A 24,916-nucleotide genomic window follows, 5' to 3' on the forward strand; every position below is an offset into this window, starting at 1 on the left:
TGTCAGGCGTCAGACCGAGCGGCGGCGCCGCAGGGCGAAAGCGAGTCCACCTGCGACCTCGAGGAAGCCACCCGCGAGGGCGATGCCCCACGGGGCCTCGGCGCCGGTGTTGGCGAGACCGCTGCCCGGGTTGCCCGCGGGGCGACCAGGCTGCGCGCCGGGCTCACCCGGAGCGGGAGCCGGGGTCGGCTCGGCGCTCGGCTGGCCGGGCTCGGGCGCGGCATCCGTCGCGAGCACCGCGCGACCGAGCGGGGCCGGGTCGACGATCGGCGTCGCCTCGAAGTACGACAGCGTCGCGTCGAGGTCGATCTGACCCGTGTCGGTGCGGTCGGTTCCGGCGGCGAAAGTCGGGAAGCCGTCTCCACCGTTGGCGAGGAACGAGTTCGTCACGACCGTGAACGTGTCGGTGTCGGCGATCGCGCGGCCCTGGTAGGCCATGGAGACGACCGAACCGACGCGCGGGTTCGCCGGGTCCTGCTCGTACGTGTAGGTGAAGCCGTCGGAGACGCCCAGGTGCAGCTTCGGGCGGTCGCCCTCGGCCTTCCACTGCTCGTTCAGGATGCCGCGGATCTGCTCGCCCGTCAGCGTCACCGTCACGAGGGTGTTGGCGAAGGGCTGCACGAGCGCGGCCTCCTTGTAGGTGACCACCCCGTCGTCGCCCTTCAGCAGGTCGGCGCGGAGGCCGCCCGGGTTCATCAGGGCGATCTGGGCCTTCGTCCCGGCGTAGGCGGGGTTCTGCGAAGTCGCCCACAGGTACACGTCGGCGACCCAGTTCCCCATCGACGACTCCACGCCGCGATCCGCACCCGAGGGGGTGCCGCCGCGCAGGATGTCTCCGCTGATCTCACCGACCGGCTTCGCGCCGATGACGTCGGCCTGCGCGACGTAGCCGGCGACCTTCGCCGCGATGTCGGCGTCCGCCGGGAACGCGCCCGCGAGCGGGAACGTCATGCCCGAGACGGATGCCAGGGAGTCGGTGCGCGTGTCCCAGTTCAGCGACAGCTGGCCCATGGCCTTGCCGTACTCCGAGGCCTGGATCACGGGGCGAGTGCGGTCGGCGCCGGCCACGGGCAGGTCGCACGCGTACGTCTGGTGCGTGTGCGCCGAGACGATCGCGTCGATCTCGGGCGAGGCGTTGACGGCGAGCGCGCCGAATCCGGCCTGGTCGGCCGCGAGGGCGGCGCAGTCGTTCGACGTGGCGGCGCCGGAGTGCGTGAGCAGCACGATCACGTCGGCCAGGTCGCCGGCCGTGATCTCGTCGGCCACGCGGTTCGCCGCTTCGAGCTGGTCGCCGAAGTCGAGGTCGGCGATGCCGGCCGGGTCGACCATGGTCGCCGTGTCCGGCGTCACGGTGCCGATGAAGGCGACGCGCACGCCGTCGACGTCCTTCACCGCGTACTCCTGCAGCGCGGGCTCTTTCGTGCCCTTCTTGTAGACGTTCGCGCCGAGGCCGAACTCCCCGCCGCCGTACTCGGGGAGCACGCGGTCGGTGAGGTCGGCGAAGCCGTGGTCGAACTCGTGGTTGCCGACGGCCGAGACGTCGAGGCCCGACGCCTTCAGCGTGTCGATCGTGGGGGAGTCGTCCTGGATGAGCGAGGTGAAGGTCGACGCGCCGATGTTGTCGCCCGCCGAGACGAACAGCGTGTTCGGGTTCACGGCCTCCTTCGCCTTCACCGCGCCGGCGATGACGGCCGCGCCGGCCTCGCCCTGGGAGCCGGCCTCGAGGCGACCGTGGAAGTCGTTGATCGTGAGGATGTCGATGTTCTTCACGTTCGGGTTCTCGACCGCGAACACGGTGGTGGTGCCCGAGACCTCGTTGCCCACCGCCACGAGGGGGCGACCGGTGGGGGAGTCCGCGGCCGAGATGAACTCGACGCCCTCGGGGCCGAGGTCGCCGGCCTTCGACAGCAGCTCGCGGTCGGCGGTCTCGTCTCCCGTGAGCTGGTCTTCGACCGAGACCGAGAAGTCGCGGTTGTTGACGTATCCGGCGTAGGTCGCGTTCCGCGGGTCGGTGATGTCGTAGGTCATCACGCCGCCGACGCGCTCGAGGCCGATGAAGGCGTACGTGCGGCCGTCGACCACGCCGATCGCGAGGTTCTCCGGCTCGGGGCCCTTGTCGTCGCTGCGGCCCTCGAGGTTCGAGGCCGAGTGGTTCGAGTTGAAGAAGTCGGGGTTCGCGTCGTGCGTGATGCGCTCGAAGTCGGAGCCGGAGTCGAAGACCTGCGCGCCGTCGGTCGTCCAGACCGAGAAGCCGCGGCCCCCGAACGTGTACAGCTCGGAGTAGCAGGTGCCGTCGGCGTTCAGACCCATGTCGGTCGCGACGTTCAGCCGGCCGAGGTCGGCGTCGCCGAGCGAGCCGGCGAGCGGGCTGTCGGCGCACACCGGGGCGAGACCGTCGGAGCCGAGGTCCTTCACGCGGGCGGTGTCGGTGAAGTCGCCCCACTCGCGGCCGTCGCCCTCGTTGGCGGTGACGAGGTAGGTCTCCCCGCCCGCCTCGTAGGCCTGGATGCCGTCGGGCATGTACATGCCGAACAGGCCCGGGTAGCTCTTCTGGTGATAGGTGGGCGCGTCCTTCGGGTCGCGGTCGCTCGCGTCGAGCGTCTCGACGCCGTAGTCCTTGAAGCCGAGAGAACGGATGCCGGTGACCTCCGCCGAGGCGAGATCGACCGTCGCGACGGCGTTGGCCTCCTGCAGGGCGACGTAGGCGGTCGAACCGGCGATCGTGACGAACTCGGGCTCGAGGTTGCGGCTCACGCGGTTCGCGGCGAGGGGCGTGGAGCCCTGGTCGGGGGCGGCGACGTCGGGGCCGAACACGCGCACGGCGGGGTCGAGGGGCTTCGACCCGCCCTGCTCGAAGGCTCCGAAGCCGGCCGTGCGAACGGCATCCTGCCCCGGCGCGGCCTTCTCGGCGGGGAGCGCGACGACGCCGACCGAGCCCTCGGGGTCGGTGGAGAAGTCGTCGGCGGGCTCGCCCTCGTTCGCGACGACGGCGAAGGCGCCGTCGGCCGAGATCGACACCATGTCGGGCAGGGCGCCCACGATGACCTCGCCGAGGATCGTCGGCTCGGCGGCATCCGCGTCGAAGAACACCAGGCGGCCGGGCGCGGTCTTGTCGGCGGCCTCGAGGGCGATCACGCCGAGGCCGTCGGCGCGCACGGCGAGCGAGTTGGCGACGCCCGTGCCGGCGATGGCGTAGAGCTTCGCGGGAGCGGCGGGGTTGCGGTTGTCGAGCACGTCGACGGCACCGGCCTGCGCGTTCACGACGAACAGGCGGTTCTTGTAGGCGTGCACGATCTCGGCGGCGGACTGGTCGAACACACCGGTCTCGTACGTGCCGAGCGGGCGCAGCGTCACCGCGCTGTCGGCGGCGGTGTCGCGCACGGGATCGGCGACGAGAGCGGCGGATGCCGCGGTGGCACTCGACAGGGCGAGAGCGCAGACCGCCGCGGTGGTCGCACTGAACGCGACCGCGCGGCGGAGAAGGGGCGAAGGCATGGCTGTGTCCTCGGATGCAGGGGGGAACTCACGCGTCGCGAACGGCGCACGAGGATGCCGCGGGGGCGGCGCCGCGGCGATCATGTCGCGCGGCGGTGACTCCCGGGTGAACGAGGGGGGAACGTCCCTCCCGGAACAACCGTGGCTGCGCGGCGCAAGACCCCCGACACGCGGGCGAGCAGGATTACCCTGACGCCATGACCACCGCGAACGGCGCGCACGCCGACGAACCGCACCGCCAGGGCCTCTCGCAGCGCCTGAACTGGCTGAGGGCCGGAGTCCTCGGCGCCAACGACGGCATCGTCTCGACCGCGGCGGTCGTGGTCGGCGTCGCGGGGGCGACGAGCGACACGGGCCCCGTGCTGATCGCTGGTCTCGCGGCCCTCGTCGGCGGCGCGATCTCGATGGCGCTGGGCGAGTACGTCTCGGTGTCGAGCCAGCGCGACAGCGAGCACGCGCTCATCCAGAAAGAGAAGCGCGAGCTCGCCGAAGACCCCGACGCCGAGCTCGCGGAGCTCGTCGGCATGTACGAGGCCCAAGGGCTCTCTCGCGACACCGCGACGCGCGTGGCGACCGAGCTGACGGCATCCGACGCCCTCAAAGCCCACCTCGCGGTCGAGCTCAACATCGACGCCGACGACGTCGTGAGCCCGTGGGCCGCGGCGATCGCCTCGGCGGTGGCGTTCACGATCGGCGCCCTGCTGCCGCTGGCCACGATCCTCTTCACACCGGTCGAGATCCGGGTGCCCTCGACGTTCGTCGCGGTGCTCATCGCCCTCGCCGTCACCGGGTACGTCGCGGCCTACATCGGCGGGGCGCGGCGCGGCCGGGCCGTGTTGCGCACGGTGATCGGCGGGGCGCTCGCGCTCGCCGCGACCTACGCCGTGGGCGCGCTCTTCGGTGTGTCCGCCGGATGACCGCCCGAGCGAACGCTGCTCCGCACGGGTGAGGCGGTGCCGCCCGCGGGGCAGGCGGTGCCGCCCGCGGCGGCGTGAGCGCCGGCATTCCTCGATAAACGCCGTTCCGGGTGAGAAACGCTCTGTCACCGCGTTTCCCGACAGGAATGGCGTTTATCGAGAGGGGAATGGAAGTCGCGGGGCCTATTAATTAGTAGGACGTCCAGGTAACCTCGGGAGGGCGACGACGCCGTCGCCTCACGAAGGAGAGCCGCATGGACACCACCCCTGCCCCCGCGCTCGACGCCTCGCCGGTCAGCACCCTGTCCGCCGACGAGCGCGCCGCGATCCTCGACGCCGTGCGCGACTTCGCCGCGACCGAGTTCGCCCCGCACACCCTCGAATGGGATGCCGAGAAGCACTTCCCCCGCGACGTCCTGCGCCGCGCCGGGGAGCTGGGTCTCGGCGGCGTCTACGTCAACGACGACGTGGGCGGCGCCGGGCTCTCTCGCGCGGACGCGGTGGCGATCTTCGAGGAGCTCGCCTACGGCGACCCCACCGTGACGGCCTACATCACGATCCACAACATGGTCGCGTGGATGATCGACACCTACGGAACCGCCGCCCAGCGGGAGCGATGGCTGCCGTCTCTGATCGCGATGGACGATCTCGGCGCCTACTGCCTCACCGAGCCGGGAGCGGGCTCGGATGCCGCCGCCATCACGACCTCGGCGATCCGCCACGGCGACACCTACGTGCTCACGGGCGTGAAGCAGTTCATCTCGGGCGCCGGGGAGGCATCCGTCTACGTCGTCATGGCGCGCACCGGAGAGCCGGGGGCGCGCGGGATCAGCGCCTTCCTCGTGCCGGCCGACGCCGAGGGGCTGTCGTTCGGACCCAACGAGAAGAAGATGGGGTGGAACGCCCAACCCACCCGCCCCGTCATCCTCGACGAGGTGCGCGTTCCGGCCGAGAACCTGCTCGGCGGCGAGGGCCGCGGGTTCTCGATCGCGATGACGGCGCTCAACGGCGGGCGCCTGAACATCGCCACGTGCTCGCTCGGCGGGGCGCGGTGGGCGCTCGACCGCGCGATCGCCTACGTGCACGAGCGTTTCACGTTCGGCGAGGCCCTCAGCGAGAAGCAGTCGGTGATCTTCGCGGTCGCCGACATGGCTACCGAGCTCGACGCCGCGCGCCTGCTCGTGCGCGACGCCGCCCAGGCTCTGGACGCGAAGGCCCCCGACGCCGCGACCCGCTGCGCGATGGCCAAGCGCTTCGCGACCGACGTGGGCTTCCGCGTCGCGAACGAGGCGCTGCAGCTGCACGGCGGCTACGGCTACCTGCAGGACTACGGCATCGAGAAGGTCGTACGCGACCTGCGGGTGCACCAGATCCTCGAGGGCACGAACGAGATCATGCGCCTCATCGTGGGGCGCAACGTCCTCGCCGCGTGAGCGGCGCGACGCGCGCCGCGGGGCCGCGAGATCACACGTTCGGCGCGAACGCACACGCTCCAGCGGCGGCGTTGCGCGTGATCTCGGGCCGAACGTGTGATCTCGGCGCGCGACGGGCCGAGCAGCGTGCGAGCATGCCAGAAGCGGGGCCAACCGCGACGACACGACGGGAGTGACATGACCGATCAGGATGCCGCGTACGAGACGATCCGCGTCGAGCAGCGGGGCCGCGTCGGGTGGATCACCCTCGACCGGCCCGAGGCGCTGAACGCCCTCAACACGCAGTCGATGCGCGACGTCGTCGCCGCCGCCGAGGCGTTCGACGCCGACGAGGGCGTGGGCGCGATCGTCGTGACGGGGAGCGAGAAGGCCTTCGCCGCGGGTGCCGACATCAAGGAGATGGAGCAGAAGTCGGGCCTCGACATGATGCTCACCGATCACTTCGGGGCGTGGGCGCGCTTCGCGGCCGTCCGCACCCCCGTGATCGCCGCGGTCTCGGGCTACGCCCTGGGCGGCGGATGCGAACTCGCCCTCATGTGCGACGTGATCCTCGCCTCCGATCGCGCGAGGTTCGGACAGCCCGAGGTGCAGCTCGGCGTGATCCCCGGCATGGGCGGGACGCAGCGACTCGTGCGCGCCCTCGGGTACTACAAGGCCGCGGAGCTGGTGCTCACGGGACGCATGATCGATGCGGCGGAGGCGGAGCGCGCGGGCCTGGTGTCGCGCGTCGTGCCCGCCGCGGAGCTGCTCGACGAGGCCGAGAGCGTCGCCCGCACGATCGCCGAGAAACCCCTCCCCGCCCTGTACGCGGCGAAGGCGGCGCTCGACGTCGCCCTCGAGTCCACCCTCGCCGAGGGGGTGCGCTTCGAGCGGCAGGCTTTCGCGTCGCTCTTCGACACGGCCGACCAGAAGGAGGGGATGGCGGCGTTCCGCGAGAAGCGGTCGCCGTCGTTCACGCACCGATGAGCGATGAGGGGCGACGGCATCCGGCGGGCGCTGCGGCCCGCGGATCCGCGCTGCCCGGCGAGGGTCAGAGCGGGTCGGGCACCGGTGCGGGGTCGGCGAAATCGCCCGCGCCCTTGCGGAAGCGCGCGATGATGCGCACGAGCTCCGTCGCATCCGCGTCGTCGAGCCCGAGGTCGGCGAACACGTCGTTCAGCGCCGCCGTGGCCTCGTCGACCCGGTGCCGCCCGGCGTCCGTCAGCGCGAGCAGCGCGGCGCGGCCGTCGGTCGGGTGCGGCTCCCGCGTGACGTATCCGTCGCGCGCCAAGCGCTCGACGGTGTTGGTCACGCTCGTGGGGTGCACCTGCAGGCGCGCGATGGCGCTGGCCATCGGCATCCGCCCTTCGCGGGTGAAGGCGAGCAGTCGCAGCATCTCGAAGCGCGAGAACGACAGGTCGAAGGGTTTCAACGCGCGGTCGATGGATGCCATGAGCAACTGGTGCGCGCGGATCACCGAGGTCACGACCGTCATGCCGCCGGCCGCGTCGTCCCAGCCGTGCGCGAGCCACTGGCGCTTGGCTTCGGCGATCGGATCGACCGGCAGTCGTCGGGTCATGGGTCCTCCTCGCGATTCACGGTACCGCTCGGCCGGCTCGGGGACGCGGCTTCCGGTCCCTTCGACAGGCTCAGGGACCTCGCGGGAGTGGCGGCCGAGCCCGTCGGAGCCCCCGCGCCCCGAACTCCTCCGCCGCCGCGCTGCAGCGGCATCCGCCCCCTCACCGAAGGAGCCAGGTCGATGAAGATCGTGGTGCTGATCAAAGAAGTCCCCGACACGTGGGGAGAACGACGCCTCGACCTCGAGACGGGGCTGACCGACCGTTCCGCCTCGGCCCCGGTGCTCGACGAGATCGACGAGCGCGCGGTCGAGGCCGCCCTCGCCCACGCCGACGAGCACCCGGGCACCGAGGTCGTGGTGCTCACGATGGCTCCGGCCTCCGCGACGGCGACGGTGCGCAAGGCCCTCGCGATGGGGGCGACCTCGGCCGTGCACGTCGTCGACGACGCCCTGCGCGGCGCCGACCTGCTGCTGACCGCCGACGTGCTCGCCGCGGCCATCCGCCGCACGGGGTTCGACCTCGTCGTGGCGGGGAACCTCTCCACCGACGGCGGCGGCGGAGTCGTTCCGGCGATGATCGCCGAGATCCTCGGCGTGCCGCAGCTCACGGCCCTGTCGCGCCTCGAGCTGACCGACGACACGGTGTCGGGCGACCGCGTGAGCGACGCCGGGACGATGCGCGTGTCGGCATCCCTGCCCGCCGTGGTGTCGGTCACCGAGGCGCTCCCGGAGGGACGCTTCACGACGTTCAAGGGCATCATGGCGGCGAAGAAGAAGCCGTACGAGACGTGGGATCCGACCGAGCTCGGCGTCGAGGCCGACGACCCCGCCCAAGCGCGGTACATCATGCTGTCGGTCGCCGAGCGGCCGCCGCGCGCGGCCGGCACGAAGATCGTCGACGAGGGTGATGCGGGTGAGAAGCTCGCGGCCTTCCTCATCGCCGAGGGGGTGGCCCGGTGAGCGTCGCCGTGGTGCTGCTCGAGGTGCTGCCGTCCGGTGCGCTCGCCGCCTCGTCGGCCGGGCTGCTGGCCGCGGCCGCCGGGGTGGGCGAGCCGGTCGCCGTCATCGCGGCTCCGGCCGACGTGCTCGAGGGCGCCGCGGAGCAGGCCGCGGGCCTCGGGGCGGTGCGCGTGCTCACCGCCGCCGTCGATCCCGCCGTGCTGACCGGCCCCGTCGTCGACGCGCTCGCCGCGGCGGTGGCCGTCGAGAGCCCCGACCTCGTGCTCGCCTCGAACGCGATCGAGTCGCGCGACGCCGTGGCCCGCCTCGCGGTGCGATTGCGCCTTCCGCTCGCGACCGATGTCGTCGGCATCCGCCGCGACGACCTCGGCGTCGTCGCCCACCACTCGGCCTTCGGCGGAGCGTTCACCGTCGAGGGGGCGCCCACGTTCGGGCCGCTGGTCGCGACGCTGCGCCCCGGGGCGGTGGACGGCCGCCTCGACGCGCGACCGCTGTCGGCGCGGGGCCTCGACGTGTCGGCATCCGGAATCCCCTCGGCACGGGTCGAGGACTTCTCCGAGACCGCCGCGCCCTCGACGCGGCCCGAGCTGCGCGGAGCCGCCGCGGTCGTCGCGGGAGGCCGCGGGGTGGGCTCGAAAGAGGACTTCGCCCTCGTCGAGCAGCTCGCCGACGTGCTCGGCGCGGCCGTCGGCGCGTCTCGAGCCGCCGTCGACGCGGGATACGTGCCCGCGACCGCCCAGGTGGGGCAGACCGGGGTGTCGGTCTCTCCGCGGCTGTATGTGGCGCTCGGTATCTCCGGGGCCATCCAGCACCGCGCGGGCATGCAGACGGCGGGCGTGATCGTAGCGGTCGACAAGAACCCCGAGGCGCCCATCTTCGACATCGCCGACTTCGGTATCGTCGGAGATCTGTTCACCGTCGTCCCGCAACTGATCAGCGCGCTCGAGGCTCCGAAGAAATAGATGGCGTCCACACCCCGCTCCCCGCGTCGCGGGCTGCCGCGCGTCCCCGGTGGGGAGCCGTGGCCGCCCGCGGTCTCCGGCGCGGATTCGGACGACGTCGCGGTGCCGGGCGCGGACGCCGCCGCGGTGCCGGGCGCCGTCTCGGCCGCGAGCGTGCGGAACGGTGCGGAGCTCACCTCGTCCGGGCCGCGGGGAGCCAGCGCCGCGAGCGCGCAGAACGGTGCGGAGCTCGCACCCGGGCCTCGGGAGACGAACGGTCCGACGTCGTCCTCGTCCTCGTCCGAGCAGCGGTCGGCGGATGCCGCGCCCCCCTCGCCCGCCTCGGTCGAGGTGCCGGGTGCCGACGACTCGAGCGCGGCCATCGCGCCCGCGATGGCGGATGCCGCGACCGTCGGTGTGCGCCGGGGTCTCCCGCGCGAGCCGGGCGGGGAGCCCTGGCCGCCGGCATCCGTCGCACCCGGGAAGCGCCCCGCGGCCGAGCCGGATCGGAGCAGCGGAACCGCAGCGGCGACGCCTGCGCCGGAGGTTCCGCCGCCCGCCGCCGATTCCGTCGAACCCGCGCGCGGGGCCGATGTTGCGAGCGTGGCCGTCACGCCCGCGGGAGCGGATGCCGCGACCGCCGGTGTGCGCCGGGGTCTGCCGCGCGAGGCGGGCGGAGAGCCCTGGCCGCCGGCATCCGTCGCGGCGGGTGCGCCGTCGGCAGCGGGATCGGGAGCGCCCGCGGGATCGGCATCCGCGCCGACGCGGGATTCGTCGGCGGGGTCCGCGCCCGAGTCGCCGGATCCCGGGGCGGGGTCCGCGCCCGCGTCGCCCGAGCCCGGGGCGGGCGCGAGCCCCGCGTCACCCGCGAGCACCGCACTCTCCGCCAACCCCGCGCCCGCGGCCCCGCGCCCTCCGCTCACCGTCCGCCGTACCGTGTGGCCCGGAGCCGCGGCGCGGCGCGCCGCCGTCGCACGAGAGGCCCGATCCGGACGGCCCGTCGGCGCGGCACCCGCCCCCGCCGGAGGCGCGGCTCGACCGTCGGCGGCGGGGTCCGCCGCGCTGCGCGACTTCTCTCCCGTTCAGCTGCTCGGCTCCACCGCGGTGCTCGGCGTCTTCGCCCTCGCGCTCGTGGGCATCGTCGTGCTGCTCGCGCGCTTCGTGCTCGCGATCGGACCCGGGCGGGGGTTCCTCGAGGCGTTCCCGGGGGAGTACCCCCTGCCCGCGTCGGCACCCGTGGGGCTGCCGGCGTGGCTGAACTGGTCGCACTTCCTCAACAGCTTCTTCCTGCTGCTCATCATCCGCACCGGATGGCAGGTGCGCCGCGAGAAGAGGCCCGCGGCCTTCTGGTCGCCGCGGAACAACAAGAAGCGCCGCATCAGTCTCGCCCTGTGGTTCCACCAGGCGCTCGACATCCTGTGGATCGCGAACGGCGTCGTCTTCGTCGTGCTGCTGTTCACCACCGGGCAGTGGATGCGCATCGTGCCGACCTCGTGGGAGGTCCTCCCGAACGCCCTCTCGGCCGCCCTCCAGTACGCCTCGCTCGACTGGCCGACCGAGAACGGGTGGGTGAACTACAACAGCCTGCAGCAGCTGTCGTATTTCGCCATCACCTTCGTGGCGGCGCCCCTCGCGATCGTCAGCGGCGTGCGGCTCTCGGGCGTCTGGCCGAAGGATGCCGCGCGGCTCAACCGGCTGTACCCGGTGGAGTGGGCGCGGAAGGTGCACTTCCCGACCATGCTGTTCTTCGTGGCGTTCATCGTCGTGCACGTCGCCCTCGTGCTCGCCACGGGTGCCCTGCGCAACCTGAATCACATGTACGCCGCCCGCGGCGCGGTGGACCCCGGGGCGTACACGAGCGATCCGACCGGTCTGCTGATCTTCGCGGCATCCCTCGTCGTGATGGCCGCGGCCTGGATCGCCGCGCGTCCCGCGGTGCTCGTGCCGATCGCCCGTCTGTTCGGCGAGGTCAAGCAGCGCTGACGCGCCGCATCCGCCGACATCACACGTTCGGCGCGAGATCACCCCTTCGCGGGCCCGCGTTCGCTGTGATCTCGCGCCGATCGTGTGATCTCGGGGGTCGCGCGAGCGCTCAGACGCGCGCGCGGAGGCCGGACGCGACCAGGTCGAGGCCGAAGGCGAAGTCGTCGGGCTCCAGGCCCGAGGCGCCCTCGCGCGCGCCGGCGCTGTCATACTGCAGGCGCTGCTGTTCGTGCCAGACGAAGCCGAGCACGTAGTGCAGCACGGTCGTCGCGACCCGGCGGGCGGTGTCGGCGTCGAAGCCCGCGGCGGTGACGGCGGCAGCAAGCCGGCCGTGTGCCAGCGAAGACCCGAGACCGAGAGCGAGGGTGCTCGAGACCACCTCCGCGCCGTCGCGGTAGGCCAGCAGGGCGTCGCGCAGGGCGTTCGCCTCGACGCGCAGGTCGTCGGGGGTTCCGGATGCCATCCGCCCGACGATCCGGTCCGAGAGCTCCGCGAGCAGGGTCTGCTTGTTCGGGAAGTGCCAGTACAGGGCGCTGGGCTGCACCTCGAGCGTGGTCGCGAGGCGGCGCATCGTGAGGTCGGGGAGGCCGTGATCGTCGAGGATCCGCAGGGCGGCCCGGGCGACATCGTCGGCGGAGTGACCTCGGGGTGACATGCGTCCGAGTATAGTGAACGCCGTTCAGGTGAACGCCGTTCAGGAAAGGCCCGCTCATGACCCGCACCCTCGATGCGACCGACCTCGCCCGCGTCGCCGTCTTCGCCGCGCTCATCGTGGTGCTGGGACTTCCCGGGAGCTTCCCGGTGTTCGGCGGGGTGCCCATCACCGCCCAGACGCTCGGCGTGATGCTGGCGGGGGCCGTGCTCGGCCCCTGGCTCAGCGCCCTGTCGGTGACGGTCGTCCTCGCGCTCACGGCGGCGGGCCTTCCGCTGCTCGCGGGAGGGCGCGGCGGCCTCGGCGTCTTCTTCGGCCCCTCCGCGGGCTACGCGCTCGGGTGGATCCTCGGGGCGATCGTCGTGGGTCTCGTCGTCCACGCCGGAGGCCGGCGCCCCGTCGTGTGGCGCACCGCCCTCGCGATGATCGCGGGTGGTGTCGGGGCGATCTACGCGATCGGCATCCCCGTGCAGAGTGCGGTTACGCGCCTTCCCCTCGGCGAGACGGCGGTGACGAGCCTCGTCTTCGTGCCTGGCGATCTGCTCAAGGCCGCGCTCGCGACCGCCGTCGTCGCCGCGCTCGTGCGGGCGTACCCGCGCGGGTTCCGCCGCGCGTGGACGCGACCGGCGGCGACGCCCGCGGCCGCCGCGGCGTGATCGTCGTCCTCGACGGCGACGACGGGCGGCTCGTCGAGCGCATCGCCGCGACCCGCGAAGCCGGCGACGCCGTGCTGATCGCCGATCCGCGCTGGAGCGCCGACCAGCGCGCGGGCGTGGAGCGGGTGGCATCCGGGATCGACGACGCGGATGCCACGGCCTGGGCGACCCTCACCTCGGGCAGCAGCGGCGCTCCGCGCATCGTGCGGCGGACGGCCGCATCCTGGACGGACTCGTTCGCGGCGGTGAGCGCGCTCCTGGGGGCGGGGCCGGACGACATCGTGTCGCTCCCCGCCCCGGCGTCGTCGTCGCTGACCCTGTTCTCTCTCGCGCACGCGCTCGAGGGCGGGCCGCGGCCGGTGCTCGGGCGGGATCCCGCCGCGACGCTCCTGCACGCGACGCCGGAAGGTCTGCGCGCCGTGCTCGACGACGGCTCGCTGCCGCGGCTGCGCGTCGCCCTCGTCGGAGGATCCTGGCTCGACCCGTCGCTGCGCGAGCGCGCCGCCGCCGCCGGCGTGCGGGTCGTGTCGTACTACGGGGCCGCGGAGCTGTCGTTCGTCGCCGTCAACACCGGCGACGGGCTGCGCGCGTTTCCGGGGGTGGAGCTCGACGTGCGGGGCGGTGAGGTGTGGGTGCGCTCTGCGTTCGTGGCATCCGGTTATCTCGGAGCGGACGGTCCGCTGCGGCGCGACGGGGCGTGGGCCACCGTCGGCGATCGCGCGGAGCTGCGGAACGGACGTCTGCGCCTGCACGGCCGGGCCGACGACGCGATCCTCAGCGCCTCGGCGACCGTCATCCCGTCCGAGGTCGAGGAGGCGCTGCGCACGATCCCCGGTGTGCGCGACGCCGTCGTGTTCGGGATGCCGCGCCCCCGCGTGGGCGCGTTGATCGCCGCGTTCGTGGAGGGGCCGGATGCCGACCCGGCCGCCGTCCGATCCGCGGCCGCCGCCCTGCTCGCCCCCGCTCATCGTCCGCGACGCTGGGCGTTCGGGGAGATCCCGCGGACGCCCTCGGGAAAGCCCGCGCGCGCCGAGGCGGCGCGGCTGATGGAGGGCGAGCGTGATGGCCGACACTGACCCCGTCGTCGTCGCGGCGCGGCGCAGCCCCCTCGCGGTGCGGGGGCGCGGCCTCGCCCGCCTCGACGCGGGCGCTCTCGCCGGCGAGGTCGTCGCGGCGGTCGTGGCCGACGCGGGATCCCCGCCGGTCGCCGACGTGGTCCTCGGCAACTGCACCGGTCCGGGCGGCAATCTCGGCCGCATCGCCGCTCTCGCGGCTGGCCTCGAGGTGGGCGTCCCCGGGGGCACCGTCGACCGCCAGTGCGGGAGCGGACTCGCGGCGATCGGGGATGCCGCGCTGGCGACGCGCGCCGACGGTCGGGTCCGCGTGGCGGGCGGGGTCGAGAGCGCCTCGACCGCTCCCGTCCGCGTGCACGACGGGATGCCCTTCGCACGAGCCCCCTTCGCCCCCGCGGGCTTCGCCGACCCCGACATGCTGCGCGCCGCCGACGACCTGGCCGCCCACGACGGGCTCTCGCGCGCGCGGCAGGACGCGTACGCGCAGCGCAGCCACGCGCGGGCGACGATCGCGCGAGCGGCCGGGCGCTTCGACGCCGAGATCGTGCCCGTGGCGGGGATGACCGGCGACGAGGGCATCGGCGTCTCCGCGGCGGCGTGGGCACGTCTCGCGCCGCTCGTGGACGGGGGCACCGTCACCGCAGCGACCTCCACCCGCATCGGCGACGGGGCCGCGGCGGTCGTCGTCGCCCCGGCCGGATCGGCGCCGGGGCTCGCGATTCGCGCCACCGCCGTCGTGGGCTGCGACCCGGCCCTCCCCGGCATCGGGGCCGCGCCCGCGATCGAGGCCGCCCTCACCCAGGCGGGGCTGAGCCTTCCCGATGTCACCGCGATCGAGCTCGTCGAGGCGTTCGCCGCGCAGAGCATCGCCGTGCTGTCGCGCCTCGGCCTCGGCGACGACGACGCGCGCGTCTGCGCCGAGGGAGGCGCGCTTGCCCTGGGGCACCCGTGGGGAGCGAGCGGAGCGGTGGCCGTCGTGCGCCTGTTCTCGCGGCTCGTGCGCGCGGGAGCCCCCGCGGGCACGGTGGGGCTCGCCGCGGCATCCGTCGGCGGCGGCCTCGGCGTCGCCGCGGTGTTCGAGGTCGTCCGGTGAGGGTGCTGCGCTGTCGGGAGCTGAGCGCGCGGCTCGCTGCTCGAGCCCGTGCGGTGGGCGTCCTGCGCGGCGGCGGCCTCGGCGTCGCCGCGGTGTTCGAGGTCGTCCGGTGAGCGTCGTACGCTGCCGCGGGCTGAGCGCCCGTCTCGGCGACCGCGAGGTGTTGCACGATGTCGCCCTCGACCTCGGGGCCCGCACCATCGCCATCGTCGGCGACAACGGCTCGGGAAAGTCGACCTTCGCCCGGCTCGCCGCTGGCCTCGTGCGGCGCGCGTCGGGAGACCTCGAGGTGCTCGGGCTCGACCCCGAGAAGGATGCCGCAGCCCTCCGCCGTCGCGTCGCCCTCGTCCTCAGCAACCCCGACGCGCAGATCGTCATGCCGACCGTCGCCGAGGACGTCGCCCTGTCTCTCCGCCCCCTCCGTCTCCCGCGCGAGGAACGCGCCCGCCGCGTCGCCGCGTCGCTCGAACGCTTCGGGCTGGACGCACTCGCCGACCGTCCCGCCCACGACCTGTCCGGGGGGCAGAAGCAGCTCCTCGCCCTGTGCGGTGCGTTCGTGCGCGCGCCCGACCTCGTCGTCGCCGACGAGCCGACGGCGTTCCTCGACGCGCGCAACGCCCGCGCCGTCGCCGACCACCTCCTCGCCGACACCGGGCACGTGCTCGTCGTCGTCACGCACGACCTCGCCCTGGCACGCCGGTGCGAGGAAGCCGTGCTCTTCGCGGACGGCCGGGTCGCGGCATCCGGTACCGCGGACGAGGTCGTCGACGCCTACGAGAGGGCCCTGGCGTGCTGACGATGTACCGCCCCGGCGGGGGATGGATGCACCGGATGCCGCCGGGCCCGAAGCTCGTTCTCTTCGCGGTCGTGGCGCTGGTCGTCGCGGCGCTTCCGCCGGTGTGGGCCGCGGTGCCGATTGCGGTGGGCGTTCCGCTCGTCGTGTATGCCTCGGCCGGAATGGGTGTCGGAGAGGGCTTGCGCGCCCTCGGCGGTCAGGCGTGGGCGCTCCGCTGGATGATCGCCATCACGGCGGCGGGGCAGCTGATCTTCCTCGGACCCGAGCCGGCCGCGGCGAACACCGCACGGGTAGCGGCCGCCGTGCTCGTCGCGGGAGTGCTTCCGCTCACGACCCCCGTCTCGGCGATGCTCGACGCCCTCGAGAGAGGGGCGCGGCCGCTGCGTCTCGTCGGCATCGACCCGGCGCGCGTCGCCCTGCTGTGGATGGTGACGCTCACGACGATCCCCGTCCTGGCCCGTCACGCCGCGGAGGTGCGCGACGCTCAGCGGGCGCGCGGGCTCCGCCCGTCGCTCCTGCGCGGAACCCTGCCGTTCCTCGTCGTCGCCCTGCGCCACGCCGACAACCTGGGCGACGCGCTCGCCGCCCGCGGCATCCGCTGACCCGCCCTCGTCCCACTTCTGGTCGGTGCGGGCGTCGCGCTGGGGGCGTGGCATCCGCGGGTTTGAGCACCCTTGTCCCACTTTTGGTCGGTGCGGGCGTCTCCCACCGGCCATATGTGGGACAAGCACCCCTATAAGTGGGACGAGGGGGGTACGGGCGCGGGGCAGAGCGAGTCAGTCTCGCGTGGCGTGGCCCGCGGCATCCGCTGACATGACCACCCTCGTCCCACTTATGGTCGGTGCGAGCTCCTCTCACCGGCCATATGTGGGACATGCACCCCTATAAGTGGGACGAGGGGGTAAGGGCGAGGGGGCAGAGCGCGAAGGGGCAGAGCGCGAGGCGCAGAGCGCGAGAGGCAGACGGCTGTCAGCCCCGCGCGACGCGGCCCGCGGCGAAGCCCTCGGCGTACGCCTCGTCGGCTCCCTGGCGGAACATGTCGCGCGCCGGATCCCGCACGATCGAGCGGGCGCCGGGGAGGTCGAGGTCGCCCACCAGGTCGGCGCGGCCGCGCACCACGGCGACGGGACGCCGCGATGCCTTGCCCTTCACGAGGTCGGTGGCCGCGGCGAGCTCGTCGGCCACGCACGGCAGGGTCACCACGAGGGGGCGGCCCTCGGCATCCGTCGTTCCGCGCAGGTCTTCGAACACGTGGATGCCGCCGGCCCCGATCGCGTGATCGGTCTGGCCTTCGCGCCACGCGCGGCCGAGCGTGTCCGTGATGATGACTCCCACGCGGGCGACCGTGCGCAGGCCCTCGGCGATGCGGCGGGCCGACGCGTCGGGGTCGACGGGCAGCAGCAGCACGGTTCCCTCGGGGGTGTTGCTCGCGTCGACGCCGGCGGCGGCCGAGACGATGCCGAGAGGGTTCTCGACGATGCGGGTCACGTGTCCGCTGGGTGAGGTGCGGGAGGCCACGAGGCGCACGGTCTCGCGCGTGATCGCGTCTTCGCGATCGGACGCGTGGATGATGCGCCCCTCGGCCTTCGAGACGATCTTGCTGGTGACGACAACGATGTCGCCGTCCTGCAGGGGCTCGGAGACCGCATCCAGGATCACCCCGACGAGATCGTCTCCCGGGGTGATCTCAGGGATGCCGTCGAGGGCCCAGATCTGCAGCACGGTCAGCGGACGAAGCGCACCTCGGTGAGCTCCTCGCCGAGGAAGGGCTCGGTGTGCGAGGCGCCGTCGAGCGCGAAGCCGTTGCGCGTGTAGAAGCGGTGCGCGCGTGGGTTGTCATCGGCGACCCACAGGTACAGGCCCTCGCCCTCCTCCACGGCGGCGTCGAACAGCTGCTGGCCGATGCCGGTGCCGTGGAAGGCGTCGAGCAGGTAGATGAAGTACAGCTCGCGCTCGCGCGGGGCGTCCTCGTCGCGCGCGGGGCCGGAGCCGACGAAGCCGACGATCTCGCCGTTCACGAGGGCGGCGTGCATGCGGTAGTCCTCGCCCTGGGCGGCCCAGTGGGTCCAGAGCTCCGCCATGCGACGCGGGGAGACGGCCTCGAGGGCCGCCTTGCTGATGAGGTGGTCGTAGGTCTCGTGCCAGCAGGTGGCGTGCACGCGGCCCAGGGCCTCGGCATCCACGTCGCGCACCGGACGGACGACGATGTCGGTTCGGGTTTCCGCAGTCATGGCGCGACTCTACGCGCGGGTGCGGCGGAGGTGAAATCGGCGTCGGAACGGGCTTCGATGCGCTAGAGAGGGGCCTCTCGGGGCCCGCCGCACCGGCTCGTTCTGAGTCCGCCGGGGCGGTTTGTGGAAGGCGGACAACGCAATCGCCGATCCGTCGTGGACTCGCTACGCTCGCCCCTCGTGAACGTCCTCTGGCGCACGCTTCTCGTGCTCTTCCGTGCCCGTCGTCGACTGCGCCGCGAGGGGCCGATCGACCCCAATACCGTGGCGCGCCTGCGCATCCGCGTGCTGCCGACCGACATCGATCTGCTGCGGCACCTCAACAACGGCCGATACCTGTCGCTGTTCGATCTCGGCCGCTGGGACCTGCTCACCCGCGCGGGACTCACCTCGGCCATGACGGAACAGGGCTGGTACGCGGTCGTCGCCGCCGAGACGATCACGTTCCGCCGCTCGCTCGAGCTGTGGCAGAGATTCGAGCTCGAGACGCGCATGATCGGCCACGACGACCGCGCCGTGTACCTCGAGCACCGCGCGCTGGTGAAGGGGGAGATCTACGCCCGCGCGATCATCCGCGCGCGCATCCTCCGCCGCAGCGGGGGCACCGTGCCGCACGATGAGCTGTTCGCGGCGGTCGGGCGCCCCGAGGGGCTGCCCGACATCGAACCGTGGGTGCTGGAGTGGGCCGCGGGCTCCGCGCTGCCCTCGACGAAGCGTCCCGCTCCGAGCGTCTGGAGCTGACCGACGGGGGATGCCGCGGGGTCAGCGCCCGAAGCGGGCGTCGAGCCAGGCGACCTGCTTCATGAAGTGGCGGTAGCCGCCTCCCTCGTGACCGTTGTAGCGGTAGACCTCGATCGCCGCGTCCGACGACTGCAGGGCGTGGAACGACGCGAAGACGCCGGAGGGGAGGACGATGTCGTCCATCAGCGCGACGGAGAACAGCGCGGGAACGGTGATGCGGCGGGCGAGGATCGCCCCGTCGACGTACGAGAGGGTGCGCAGCACCGCGTCTTCGGCATCCCGGTGGATCGACAGGAACCGCGTGATCTCGGTGAACGGTGCCAGCGGTGTGCGCACGATCGCGCGCGGGAAGTCGGCGAGGAACGGCACGTCGGGAAGCAGGGCGGCCACGGTCTCGCCGGCCAGCGCCGCGGCGGCGATCGCGAGTCCGCCGCCCTGGCTACCGCCGGTGACGGCGATGCGCGAGGCGTCGACGCCGTCGAGGCGGGAGACCTCGTCGATGAGGCGCGCCGCGTCGGTGTAGAGGCGGCGGTAGTAGTAGTCGCGGGGATCCAGGATGCCGCGGGTCATGACGCCCGGGAAGGCGGCGGCCGAGCCGTGCGGGTCGGGGGTGTCGCCCACGCTCCAGGAGGAACCCTGCCCGCGGGTGTCCATGATGACGTGCACGTATCCCGCGTTCGCCCACGCGCTCTTCTCGCCGGGCAGGCCGCGGCCGCCGCCGTATCCGATGAACTCGACCACCGCCGGGAGCTCCTCGTCGCCGTGCGGGCGCACCACCCAGCCCTTGATCTCGTCGCCGCCGAAGCCGGTGAACGTCAGGTCGCGCACGTGCAGCGTCCGCACCGGGGAGGAGACCTCGGCGAGGACCGTGGGGCCCGCCGCCGCGCGCGCCTCGGCGAGGGTCTCGCTCCAGAACGCGTCGAGGTCGTCGGGCGCGTCGAGCGCCGGGCGGTAGTCGACCAGCTCGTCGAGGGGCAGGTCGGTGAAGGTCTGAGCCATGCGGATCTCCGGTCGAGGTGGGGGCTGCACCGACAGTAGCGAAAAGCCGCCGGTCGGCGGCGCTCGTGCGTCGCCCGGTTGCGGGCGGCCGCCTCCGGGCGAGACGAAGGTGCCCCGACCGCGCGCGGCGGCCGGGGCACCGGGGTACCCGAGAGGGGTCAGCTGGTGAGCAGGCGCAGGCCGTAGGTCTGCAGGATCTCGTTCACCGGCTGGCAGTAGGTCGTGCCGCCCGACGTGCAGTCGCCGGAGCCGCCCGAGGTGACGCCCTGCGCCTGGTTGCCGGCGAGCAGCGAGCCGCCCGAGTCGCCGGGCTCGGCGCACACGTTCGTGCGGATGAGACCCGAGACCGAGCCCTCGGCGTAGCGCACCGTCGAGTTGAAGCCCTGGATCTGGCCGCAGTGCCACCCGGTGGTGGAACCCGACCGGCAGACGGTCGCACCGACGGCGGCCTGGGTCGATCCCTTCACCGCGACGGCGCCGCCGGCGTAGTCCATGACCTGCCCGACCGGCGTGTGCGAGGGCGTGGCCACCCAGGCGTAGTCGTTCCCGGGGAACGACGAGCCCTGGAACGTGCCGTACGTGGTGCTGTCGCCCGTGTCGCCGCAGTGGCCGGCCGTGACGAATCCGCCCTGCACGGCGAAGCCGACCGAGCACCGGCTCTGATTGTTGATGTTGTACGCCATGCCGCCGCGGACGGTGGCGAACGTCTCGGGCGCCTCGACGCCGGTCTCGAGGCGGACGGCGCCGGCGGGGGCGTCGAGGCCCGCCACGAACGCGGCGGCCTCCTGGTCTCCGCCGGCGACGACGTCGAGCACGACGTCGTTCGCCGCGACGTCGATCCACCACGAGGGGATGACGTCGGGGACGGCGCTCGACTCGAGCTGCGCGGTGATCGTCTCGAGGTCGGCGAGCGAGTGCTCGACCGCGACCGGCACGGCGCCGGCGTCGGTCGCGGCGCTCGACGCGGCATCCGTCGTCACCGCGGCGTACACGGTGCGGCTGCCCTCGTCGAGCCAGGTGCCGGCGAACGCGTCGCCCGTCACCGCGGCGACGTCGTCGGCGGTCGTGGCGGCGTCGGCCTGGAAACGCAGCACGTCGGCGGCGCCCGCGACGTCGGTGCCGAGGTCGTCGGCCATCGCCTGCAGCAGCTGCGTGCCGACGCCGTCGGTCGCGGCGGCGTCGGTGGCCGGAGGGGTTGCCGGGGTCTGCGCCAGCGCGGGAGCGGTGGCGACGGTGGTCAGGAACAGGCCGAGGGCGGCAGCGCCGACGACCGATTTCGATATGCGGTTCACGAGGAGTGACCTTCCATCCAGGGGGGATAAATGGTGGGTACCCACCGCCATGAAAGCACGCAGGAGACGAAAAGCGAAGGATTTTCCGCGCATTGCTGATCCGGGTGCAAGAAGTCCGGTCGCGCCGATCCACGGGTTGCGCGGCGGGCCGCCGGGATGCCACGCGCGCGATCCCTAGGCTGACGATCATGAGCACGAACGACCCGCGCACCACCGGTCCGGCGCTCTCCTCCGCCGTCGCCGAGCGCGCCGCGACCCGCATCGCCGCGTTCTCGACGCGCGCCCTCGGCCCCGCCCGGGGTGAGCTCGCCACCGACGCCCCCGCCGCCGCGTTCACCGCCCGCGCCGTCGACGGCGTGCTGCGGCCCGAGAGCCTCACCGCCGCGGCGGCCGCCCTGCACCGCCTCGCCGACGACGTGCCCTCGTCGCTGCCGTGGTTCGTGCGCGGGGCGCTCCAGCTCGGCGGCGCCGTGGCTCCCGTCATGCCGACCCCGGCCGTGCCGCTGGCCAAGCGCGCGCTGCGCGACCTGCTCGCCGCCCTCGTGCTCGACGCCCGGCCCGAGCGACTGTCCGCGGGCATCGAGGCGATCGCCGCGAAGGGCGGGACCCCCGACCTGCGGCTGGAGGGCCCCGCGGTGCTCGGCGACACGGCCGCGCGGCGCCGGTTCGACGGCATCCGCGCCCTGGTGAGCCGCGACGACGTCGAACGGGTGTCGTTCCCGCTCGCCGACGCCCTGGCGGGGCGGTCGGACTGGGCGTTCGATGCCGAGGTCGAGCACGCCGCCGAGCGCGTGCTGCCGCTCTTCCTCGACGCGGACGCCGCCGGCACCCACCTCACGCTCGTCGCGCGCGACCGCGCCGACCTCGACGCGACGGTGGCGGTGCTCACGCGCGTGCTCGAGGAGCCGCGCCTGACCGGGATGACCGCCGGCATCGCCCTGCCCGTCGGCGTCGCCGAGACGGTCGACGCGGTCCGCGAGCTCGCGGCCTGGGCGCGCACGCGCACGCACGACGGCGGGGCTCGCCTCACCGTGCGTCTCGACGACGCCCCGATCGAGACCCCGGATGCCGCGATCTCGGCCCGCCACGGGTGGCCGGCGCCCGCGGTCACGACCCGCGACGAGATCGATGCGGCCCTGGTGCGGGTGCTGCGCGAGACCTCGAGCGCACGCGCTGTCGAGGGACTGCACGTCGAGGTCGCGACGGCCGACCCGGAGCGCGCGGCGCTCGCCCTCGCGTGGGGGGACGACGCGGGGGTCGGGATCACCCTCGTGCTGCCGAACGCGGCGGCGTGGGCCCCCGACGACGCCTTCGTGCGGACGGTGGCCGTCGTGCACCCCGATGACCTCGACGCGGTCGCGGCCCCTCTCGCGGCCGCCGCGGCCTCCCGCATCGCCGGCGCCCCCGGCCTCCCGCCCGCGGCGCCCGCGGCGCTTTCGGCGCCCTCGGCGGCCTCGGCGGCGGAGGATGGTGCGGAGGGCGGCCCCGCGACGGACGGCGGCGACACCGCACCGATCCCCGACGACGCCGAGGCACCGGCGCCCGAGACCGCCGCCGTCGCCGCCCGCGCCCGTCGCGCGCTCGCCGCCGCGGACACCCCGCTCCCGCCCTCCCGCGAGCCGCAGCGTGACGTGCGCGCCGACGCCGAGCCGGCGATCCTGCGAGACCCCGCCGACGACGACGCCGAGGCCGCGGGCCTCACGCAGGCCGTGCTCGGCATCGCGCGCGAGGCCGCGGCATCCGAGGACACCTCCGCCCTCGGGCCCGACGTGCAGCAGATGCTCTTCGGCGGGCAGGCGTTCGTCGACACCGCGGTGTTCTCGTCGCGCGAGAGCGCCGAGCTCGCCGGGGGCGCCGCCGGCTTCCGCAACGTCGCCGACACCGATCCGACCGTGCGCGCCGACCGGGCGTGGGCCCTCTCGGTGCTCGCGCGGGTCGCGGGCTCGACCGCGGGAGACGCCACGGCCGCCGCGGGACGCGTCGACGACGAGACCGGACTCGACGCGGTGGTCGCGCGCGTGCGCGACGCCGCCGAGACGTGGGGCGCGCTCGCGGCCGCGGACCGCGCGGGGGTGCTGCAGGCGGCGTCCCGCGCGCTCGCCGACCGCCGCGCCGAGCTCATCGAGGTGCTCGCGTCGGAGGGCGGGGCGCTGCTGGCCGAGGCCGACGCCGAGGTGGGGCAGGCGGTCGACGCCGCCGCCTACTACGCCTCGACGGCGAAAGAACTGGACCGCGTGCCCGGGGCGGTCTTCGTGCCCGATCGGGTCACGGTCGTCGCGCCACGGTGGAATTCACCGGTCGGACTGTGCGCGGGGGAGGTGCTCGCGGCCCTCGCCACCGGCTCCGGTGTGCTGCTCACCCCGTCACCCCGGGCGCGCCGCGCGGGGGCCGTGGTGGCCGAGGCGCTCTGGGCGGCCGGTGTGCCGCGCGACGTCCTCGCCTACGTCGACCTCAACGAGGACGCCTCCGGCCGGGCGCTCATCGCTCACCCCGGCGTCGACCGCGTGCTGCTCGCGGGTGCCCGCTCGACCGCCGAGCGGTTCGTCGGCTGGCGCCCCGCTCTGCGCCTGCAGGGCCTCACCGCCGGGCGCAACGTCGCGATCGTCGCGCCCTCCGCCGACCTCGACGAGGCGGTCGCCGACGTCGTGGCCGGGGCCTTCGCGCGCGCGGGCCAGGCGGCGACCGCCGTGTCGCTGGTGATCCTCGTGGGTGCCGTCGCGCGCTCCAGCCGGTTCACCGAGCAGCTGAAGGATGCCGTGTCCTCGCTGCGCGTGGGACCGGCCGACGATCCGCTCTCCGACGTCGGACCGCTCGTCGAGGAGCCGACCGGAGAGGCGCGGCGCGCGCTGACCGTGCTGGGCGACGGGGAACGCTGGCTCGTGGAGCCGCGCGAGCTCGACCTCGGCCCCGAGACGGCGGGGCGGTTCTGGTCGCCCGGCGTGCGCACGGGCATCACCGCGGGTTCGCACCTGACCCGGGCCGCGGTGGCGGTTCCGGTGCTCGGCATCCTGCACGCTCCCACCCTCGCGCGGGCGATCGAGCTGCAGAACGCCATCGGGTCGGGCTTCGTCGCGGGTCTGCACACGCGCGACGCGGCCGATCTCGACCTCTGGCTCGACACCGTCGAGGCCGCGGTGCTGCGGGTGAACCGCGCCTCCACGGGGGCCGTGGTGCAGCGCGAACCGCTCGGCGGATGGGGCGAGGCCGCCGTCGGCGACGGGGCGATGTCGGGCGGACCCCACCGGCTCGTCACCCTCGGCTCGTGGCGTCCCTCGACGGGCGGGGCGTCGTCGTCGACGCTGCACCTGCGCGGACTCGACAGCCGCATCACCGCGCTCATCGAGGCCGCGCAGCCGACGCTGTCGTACGAGGCGTTCGACTGGCTCCGCCGCGGCGCCCTCTCGGACGCGGTGGCGTGGGACCGCGAGTACGGCCGCGTCCGCGACGTCTCGCGACTCGGCGTGGAGCGCAACCTGCGCCGGTACCGTCCCGCCGACGTGGCCGTGCGCGCGACGGCCGACGCCCCCTGGCAGGCCGTGCTGCGCGTGCTCGTCGCGGCGGTGCGCTCGGGGTCGACGTTCTCGCTCAGCACCCCGGTGGGGCTCCCCGCCGCGGTGCGGCACCTGCTCGGCGAGAGCGAGATCGCGGTGTCGGTCGAGAGCGACGAGGAGTGGCTGCAGCGCCTGGCGGGCGGCATCCCGGATGCCGAGCCCGGCGTCGAAGAGCCGATCGTCGCCCCGCGCCCGGGTCGTGTGCGACTCGTGGGTCCGGCGGCGTCGGTCGCCGCCGTGCGCCTGGCGGTCGCCGAGACGGTCGGCGCCGACGCGTCGCTCGCGCTCTACACCGACGAGGTCACCACCGCGGGGCGCCTCGAGCTGCTGCCGTTCCTGCGCGAGCAGGCGGTGTCGATCGGGGCGTTCCGCTTCGGTCGCGTCGACGGGTGGAGCGCCGAGGTCATCTGAGGCGGGGTGTCCCTCCGCGCGAGATCACACGATCGGCGCGAAAGCACCCGTTCTCGCGCGGCCGGAACGCGTGCGCTCGCGCCGATCGTGTGATCTCGGCGCGACGCGGATGCCGCGGCGACGGGTTTCGAAAA

20 protein-coding genes are annotated in these 24,916 nt (G+C 74.0%); 13 read left to right on the top strand and 7 right to left on the bottom strand.

Going from position 1 to position 24,916, the window contains the following annotated elements; all coding sequences use genetic code 11:
- Nucleotides 1-9 precede the first annotated feature (9 nt).
- Nucleotides 10-3,495, bottom strand: coding sequence for a choice-of-anchor I family protein (locus FB047_RS11115; protein WP_136587271.1), 3,486 nt, complete (start codon nucleotides 3,493-3,495; stop codon nucleotides 10-12).
- Between the two features lie 197 nt (nucleotides 3,496-3,692).
- Here FB047_RS11115 and FB047_RS11120 point away from each other — a divergent pair, with 197 nt between their 5' ends.
- From FB047_RS11120 to FB047_RS11130, 3 genes are all read left to right on the top strand, one after another.
- Entirely contained in the window at nucleotides 3,693-4,412 is a 720-nt protein-coding gene (locus tag FB047_RS11120; protein WP_136587272.1) for a VIT1/CCC1 transporter family protein, read from the top strand.
- Between the two features lie 254 nt (nucleotides 4,413-4,666).
- Complete coding sequence (locus FB047_RS11125; RefSeq protein ID WP_136587273.1) at nucleotides 4,667-5,845, top strand: acyl-CoA dehydrogenase family protein; 1,179 nt, start codon at nucleotides 4,667-4,669, stop codon at nucleotides 5,843-5,845.
- 177 nt (nucleotides 5,846-6,022) lie between these two features.
- Nucleotides 6,023-6,811 carry an enoyl-CoA hydratase-related protein gene (locus FB047_RS11130; protein ID WP_136587274.1) on the top strand — a complete coding sequence of 263 codons (789 nt, stop codon included), beginning with the start codon at nucleotides 6,023-6,025 and terminating at the stop codon, nucleotides 6,809-6,811.
- Between the two features lie 64 nt (nucleotides 6,812-6,875).
- On the opposite strand, the gene FB047_RS11135 is transcribed toward FB047_RS11130, so the two are convergent.
- Complete coding sequence (locus tag FB047_RS11135) at nucleotides 6,876-7,403, bottom strand: MarR family winged helix-turn-helix transcriptional regulator (RefSeq protein ID WP_136587275.1); 528 nt, start codon at nucleotides 7,401-7,403, stop codon at nucleotides 6,876-6,878.
- Nucleotides 7,404-7,583: 180 nt separating this feature from the next.
- Between FB047_RS11135 and FB047_RS11140 the strand changes: the two genes are divergently transcribed.
- From FB047_RS11140 to FB047_RS11150, 3 genes are read left to right on the top strand one after another with little or no spacing between them, the layout of a single operon-like run.
- On the top strand, nucleotides 7,584-8,363 hold the full coding sequence (locus FB047_RS11140) for an electron transfer flavoprotein subunit beta/FixA family protein (protein ID WP_136587276.1): 780 nt from the start codon (nucleotides 7,584-7,586) through the stop codon (nucleotides 8,361-8,363).
- A complete protein-coding gene (locus FB047_RS11145; RefSeq protein WP_136587277.1) occupies nucleotides 8,360-9,325 on the top strand; it encodes an electron transfer flavoprotein subunit alpha/FixB family protein in 966 nt (321 codons plus the stop codon). Before FB047_RS11140 ends, FB047_RS11145 begins: the two co-directional genes overlap by 4 nt.
- Nucleotides 9,326-11,287, top strand: coding sequence for a cytochrome b/b6 domain-containing protein (locus FB047_RS11150; RefSeq protein WP_136587278.1), 1,962 nt, complete (start codon nucleotides 9,326-9,328; stop codon nucleotides 11,285-11,287).
- 109 nt (nucleotides 11,288-11,396) lie between these two features.
- On the opposite strand, the gene FB047_RS11155 is transcribed toward FB047_RS11150, so the two are convergent.
- Nucleotides 11,397-11,942: a TetR/AcrR family transcriptional regulator C-terminal domain-containing protein gene (locus FB047_RS11155; protein ID WP_136587279.1), complete on the bottom strand. Its 546-nt coding sequence runs from the start codon at nucleotides 11,940-11,942 to the stop codon at nucleotides 11,397-11,399.
- Nucleotides 11,943-11,998: 56 nt separating this feature from the next.
- Here FB047_RS11155 and FB047_RS11160 point away from each other — a divergent pair, with 56 nt between their 5' ends.
- From FB047_RS11160 to FB047_RS11180, 5 genes are all read left to right on the top strand, one after another.
- Complete coding sequence (locus FB047_RS11160) at nucleotides 11,999-12,595, top strand: biotin transporter BioY (RefSeq protein WP_136587280.1); 597 nt, start codon at nucleotides 11,999-12,001, stop codon at nucleotides 12,593-12,595.
- A complete protein-coding gene (locus FB047_RS11165) occupies nucleotides 12,553-13,671 on the top strand; it encodes an AMP-binding protein (protein WP_240752765.1) in 1,119 nt (372 codons plus the stop codon). The genes FB047_RS11160 and FB047_RS11165 overlap by 43 nt, the downstream gene beginning before the upstream one ends.
- Entirely contained in the window at nucleotides 13,658-14,761 is a 1,104-nt protein-coding gene (locus FB047_RS11170; RefSeq protein WP_167494219.1) for a thiolase family protein, read from the top strand. Before FB047_RS11165 ends, FB047_RS11170 begins: the two co-directional genes overlap by 14 nt.
- A 109-nt stretch (nucleotides 14,762-14,870) precedes the next feature.
- Nucleotides 14,871-15,557, top strand: a complete 687-nt coding sequence (locus tag FB047_RS11175; protein WP_136587282.1) for an energy-coupling factor ABC transporter ATP-binding protein — start codon at nucleotides 14,871-14,873, stop codon at nucleotides 15,555-15,557.
- Complete coding sequence (locus FB047_RS11180; RefSeq protein ID WP_136587283.1) at nucleotides 15,551-16,159, top strand: CbiQ family ECF transporter T component; 609 nt, start codon at nucleotides 15,551-15,553, stop codon at nucleotides 16,157-16,159. Before FB047_RS11175 ends, FB047_RS11180 begins: the two co-directional genes overlap by 7 nt.
- Before the next feature lie 367 nt (nucleotides 16,160-16,526).
- Here the strand turns inward: FB047_RS11180 and cofE are convergent, their stop codons facing one another.
- Both cofE and FB047_RS11190 read right to left on the bottom strand, forming a co-directional pair.
- Nucleotides 16,527-17,279: a coenzyme F420-0:L-glutamate ligase gene (gene cofE / locus FB047_RS11185; protein ID WP_136587284.1), complete on the bottom strand. Its 753-nt coding sequence runs from the start codon at nucleotides 17,277-17,279 to the stop codon at nucleotides 16,527-16,529.
- 2 nt (nucleotides 17,280-17,281) lie between these two features.
- Entirely contained in the window at nucleotides 17,282-17,788 is a 507-nt protein-coding gene (locus FB047_RS11190) for a GNAT family N-acetyltransferase (protein WP_136587285.1), read from the bottom strand.
- Between the two features lie 180 nt (nucleotides 17,789-17,968).
- Here FB047_RS11190 and FB047_RS11195 point away from each other — a divergent pair, with 180 nt between their 5' ends.
- A complete protein-coding gene (locus FB047_RS11195) occupies nucleotides 17,969-18,529 on the top strand; it encodes an acyl-CoA thioesterase (protein ID WP_136587286.1) in 561 nt (186 codons plus the stop codon).
- Between the two features lie 21 nt (nucleotides 18,530-18,550).
- Here FB047_RS11195 and FB047_RS11200 read toward each other — a convergent pair whose 3' ends face one another.
- Together FB047_RS11200 and FB047_RS11205 are read right to left on the bottom strand one after the other, a co-directional pair.
- The gene (locus FB047_RS11200; protein WP_136587287.1) at nucleotides 18,551-19,528 is read right to left on the bottom strand and encodes an acetylxylan esterase; all 978 of its coding nucleotides are present in this window, start codon (nucleotides 19,526-19,528) and stop codon (nucleotides 18,551-18,553) included.
- Between the two features lie 158 nt (nucleotides 19,529-19,686).
- Nucleotides 19,687-20,820 carry a S1 family peptidase gene (locus FB047_RS11205; RefSeq protein ID WP_240752766.1) on the bottom strand — a complete coding sequence of 378 codons (1,134 nt, stop codon included), beginning with the start codon at nucleotides 20,818-20,820 and terminating at the stop codon, nucleotides 19,687-19,689.
- Between the two features lie 188 nt (nucleotides 20,821-21,008).
- Between FB047_RS11205 and FB047_RS11210 the strand changes: the two genes are divergently transcribed.
- Nucleotides 21,009-24,782, top strand: a complete 3,774-nt coding sequence (locus FB047_RS11210) for an aldehyde dehydrogenase family protein (RefSeq protein ID WP_136587289.1) — start codon at nucleotides 21,009-21,011, stop codon at nucleotides 24,780-24,782.
- Nucleotides 24,783-24,916 lie beyond the last annotated feature (134 nt).

Origin of the sequence: Microbacterium hydrothermale (assembly GCF_004854025.1) — a bacterium.
Taxonomy (GTDB): Bacteria; Actinomycetota; Actinomycetes; order Actinomycetales; family Microbacteriaceae; genus Microbacterium; species Microbacterium hydrothermale.

Excerpts from the sequence above, each read along its gene's own strand:
- FB047_RS11190 (WP_136587285.1), bottom strand. The coding sequence starts at position 17,788 with ATGACTGCGGAAACCCGAACCGACATCGTCGTCCGTCCGGTGCGCGAC.
- FB047_RS11125 (WP_136587273.1), top strand. The coding sequence starts at position 4,667 with ATGGACACCACCCCTGCCCCCGCGCTCGACGCCTCGCCGGTCAGCACC.
- FB047_RS11170 (WP_167494219.1), top strand. The coding sequence starts at position 13,658 with ATGGCCGACACTGACCCCGTCGTCGTCGCGGCGCGGCGCAGCCCCCTC.
- FB047_RS11160 (WP_136587280.1), top strand. The coding sequence starts at position 11,999 with ATGACCCGCACCCTCGATGCGACCGACCTCGCCCGCGTCGCCGTCTTC.
- FB047_RS11130 (WP_136587274.1), top strand. The coding sequence starts at position 6,023 with ATGACCGATCAGGATGCCGCGTACGAGACGATCCGCGTCGAGCAGCGG.
- FB047_RS11150 (WP_136587278.1), top strand. The coding sequence starts at position 9,326 with ATGGCGTCCACACCCCGCTCCCCGCGTCGCGGGCTGCCGCGCGTCCCC.
- FB047_RS11115 (WP_136587271.1), bottom strand. The coding sequence starts at position 3,495 with ATGCCTTCGCCCCTTCTCCGCCGCGCGGTCGCGTTCAGTGCGACCACC.
- FB047_RS11200 (WP_136587287.1), bottom strand. The coding sequence starts at position 19,528 with ATGGCTCAGACCTTCACCGACCTGCCCCTCGACGAGCTGGTCGACTAC.
- FB047_RS11140 (WP_136587276.1), top strand. The coding sequence starts at position 7,584 with ATGAAGATCGTGGTGCTGATCAAAGAAGTCCCCGACACGTGGGGAGAA.
- FB047_RS11120 (WP_136587272.1), top strand. The coding sequence starts at position 3,693 with ATGACCACCGCGAACGGCGCGCACGCCGACGAACCGCACCGCCAGGGC.
- FB047_RS11210 (WP_136587289.1), top strand. The coding sequence starts at position 21,009 with ATGAGCACGAACGACCCGCGCACCACCGGTCCGGCGCTCTCCTCCGCC.
- FB047_RS11155 (WP_136587279.1), bottom strand. The coding sequence starts at position 11,942 with ATGTCACCCCGAGGTCACTCCGCCGACGATGTCGCCCGGGCCGCCCTG.
- FB047_RS11135 (WP_136587275.1), bottom strand. The coding sequence starts at position 7,403 with ATGACCCGACGACTGCCGGTCGATCCGATCGCCGAAGCCAAGCGCCAG.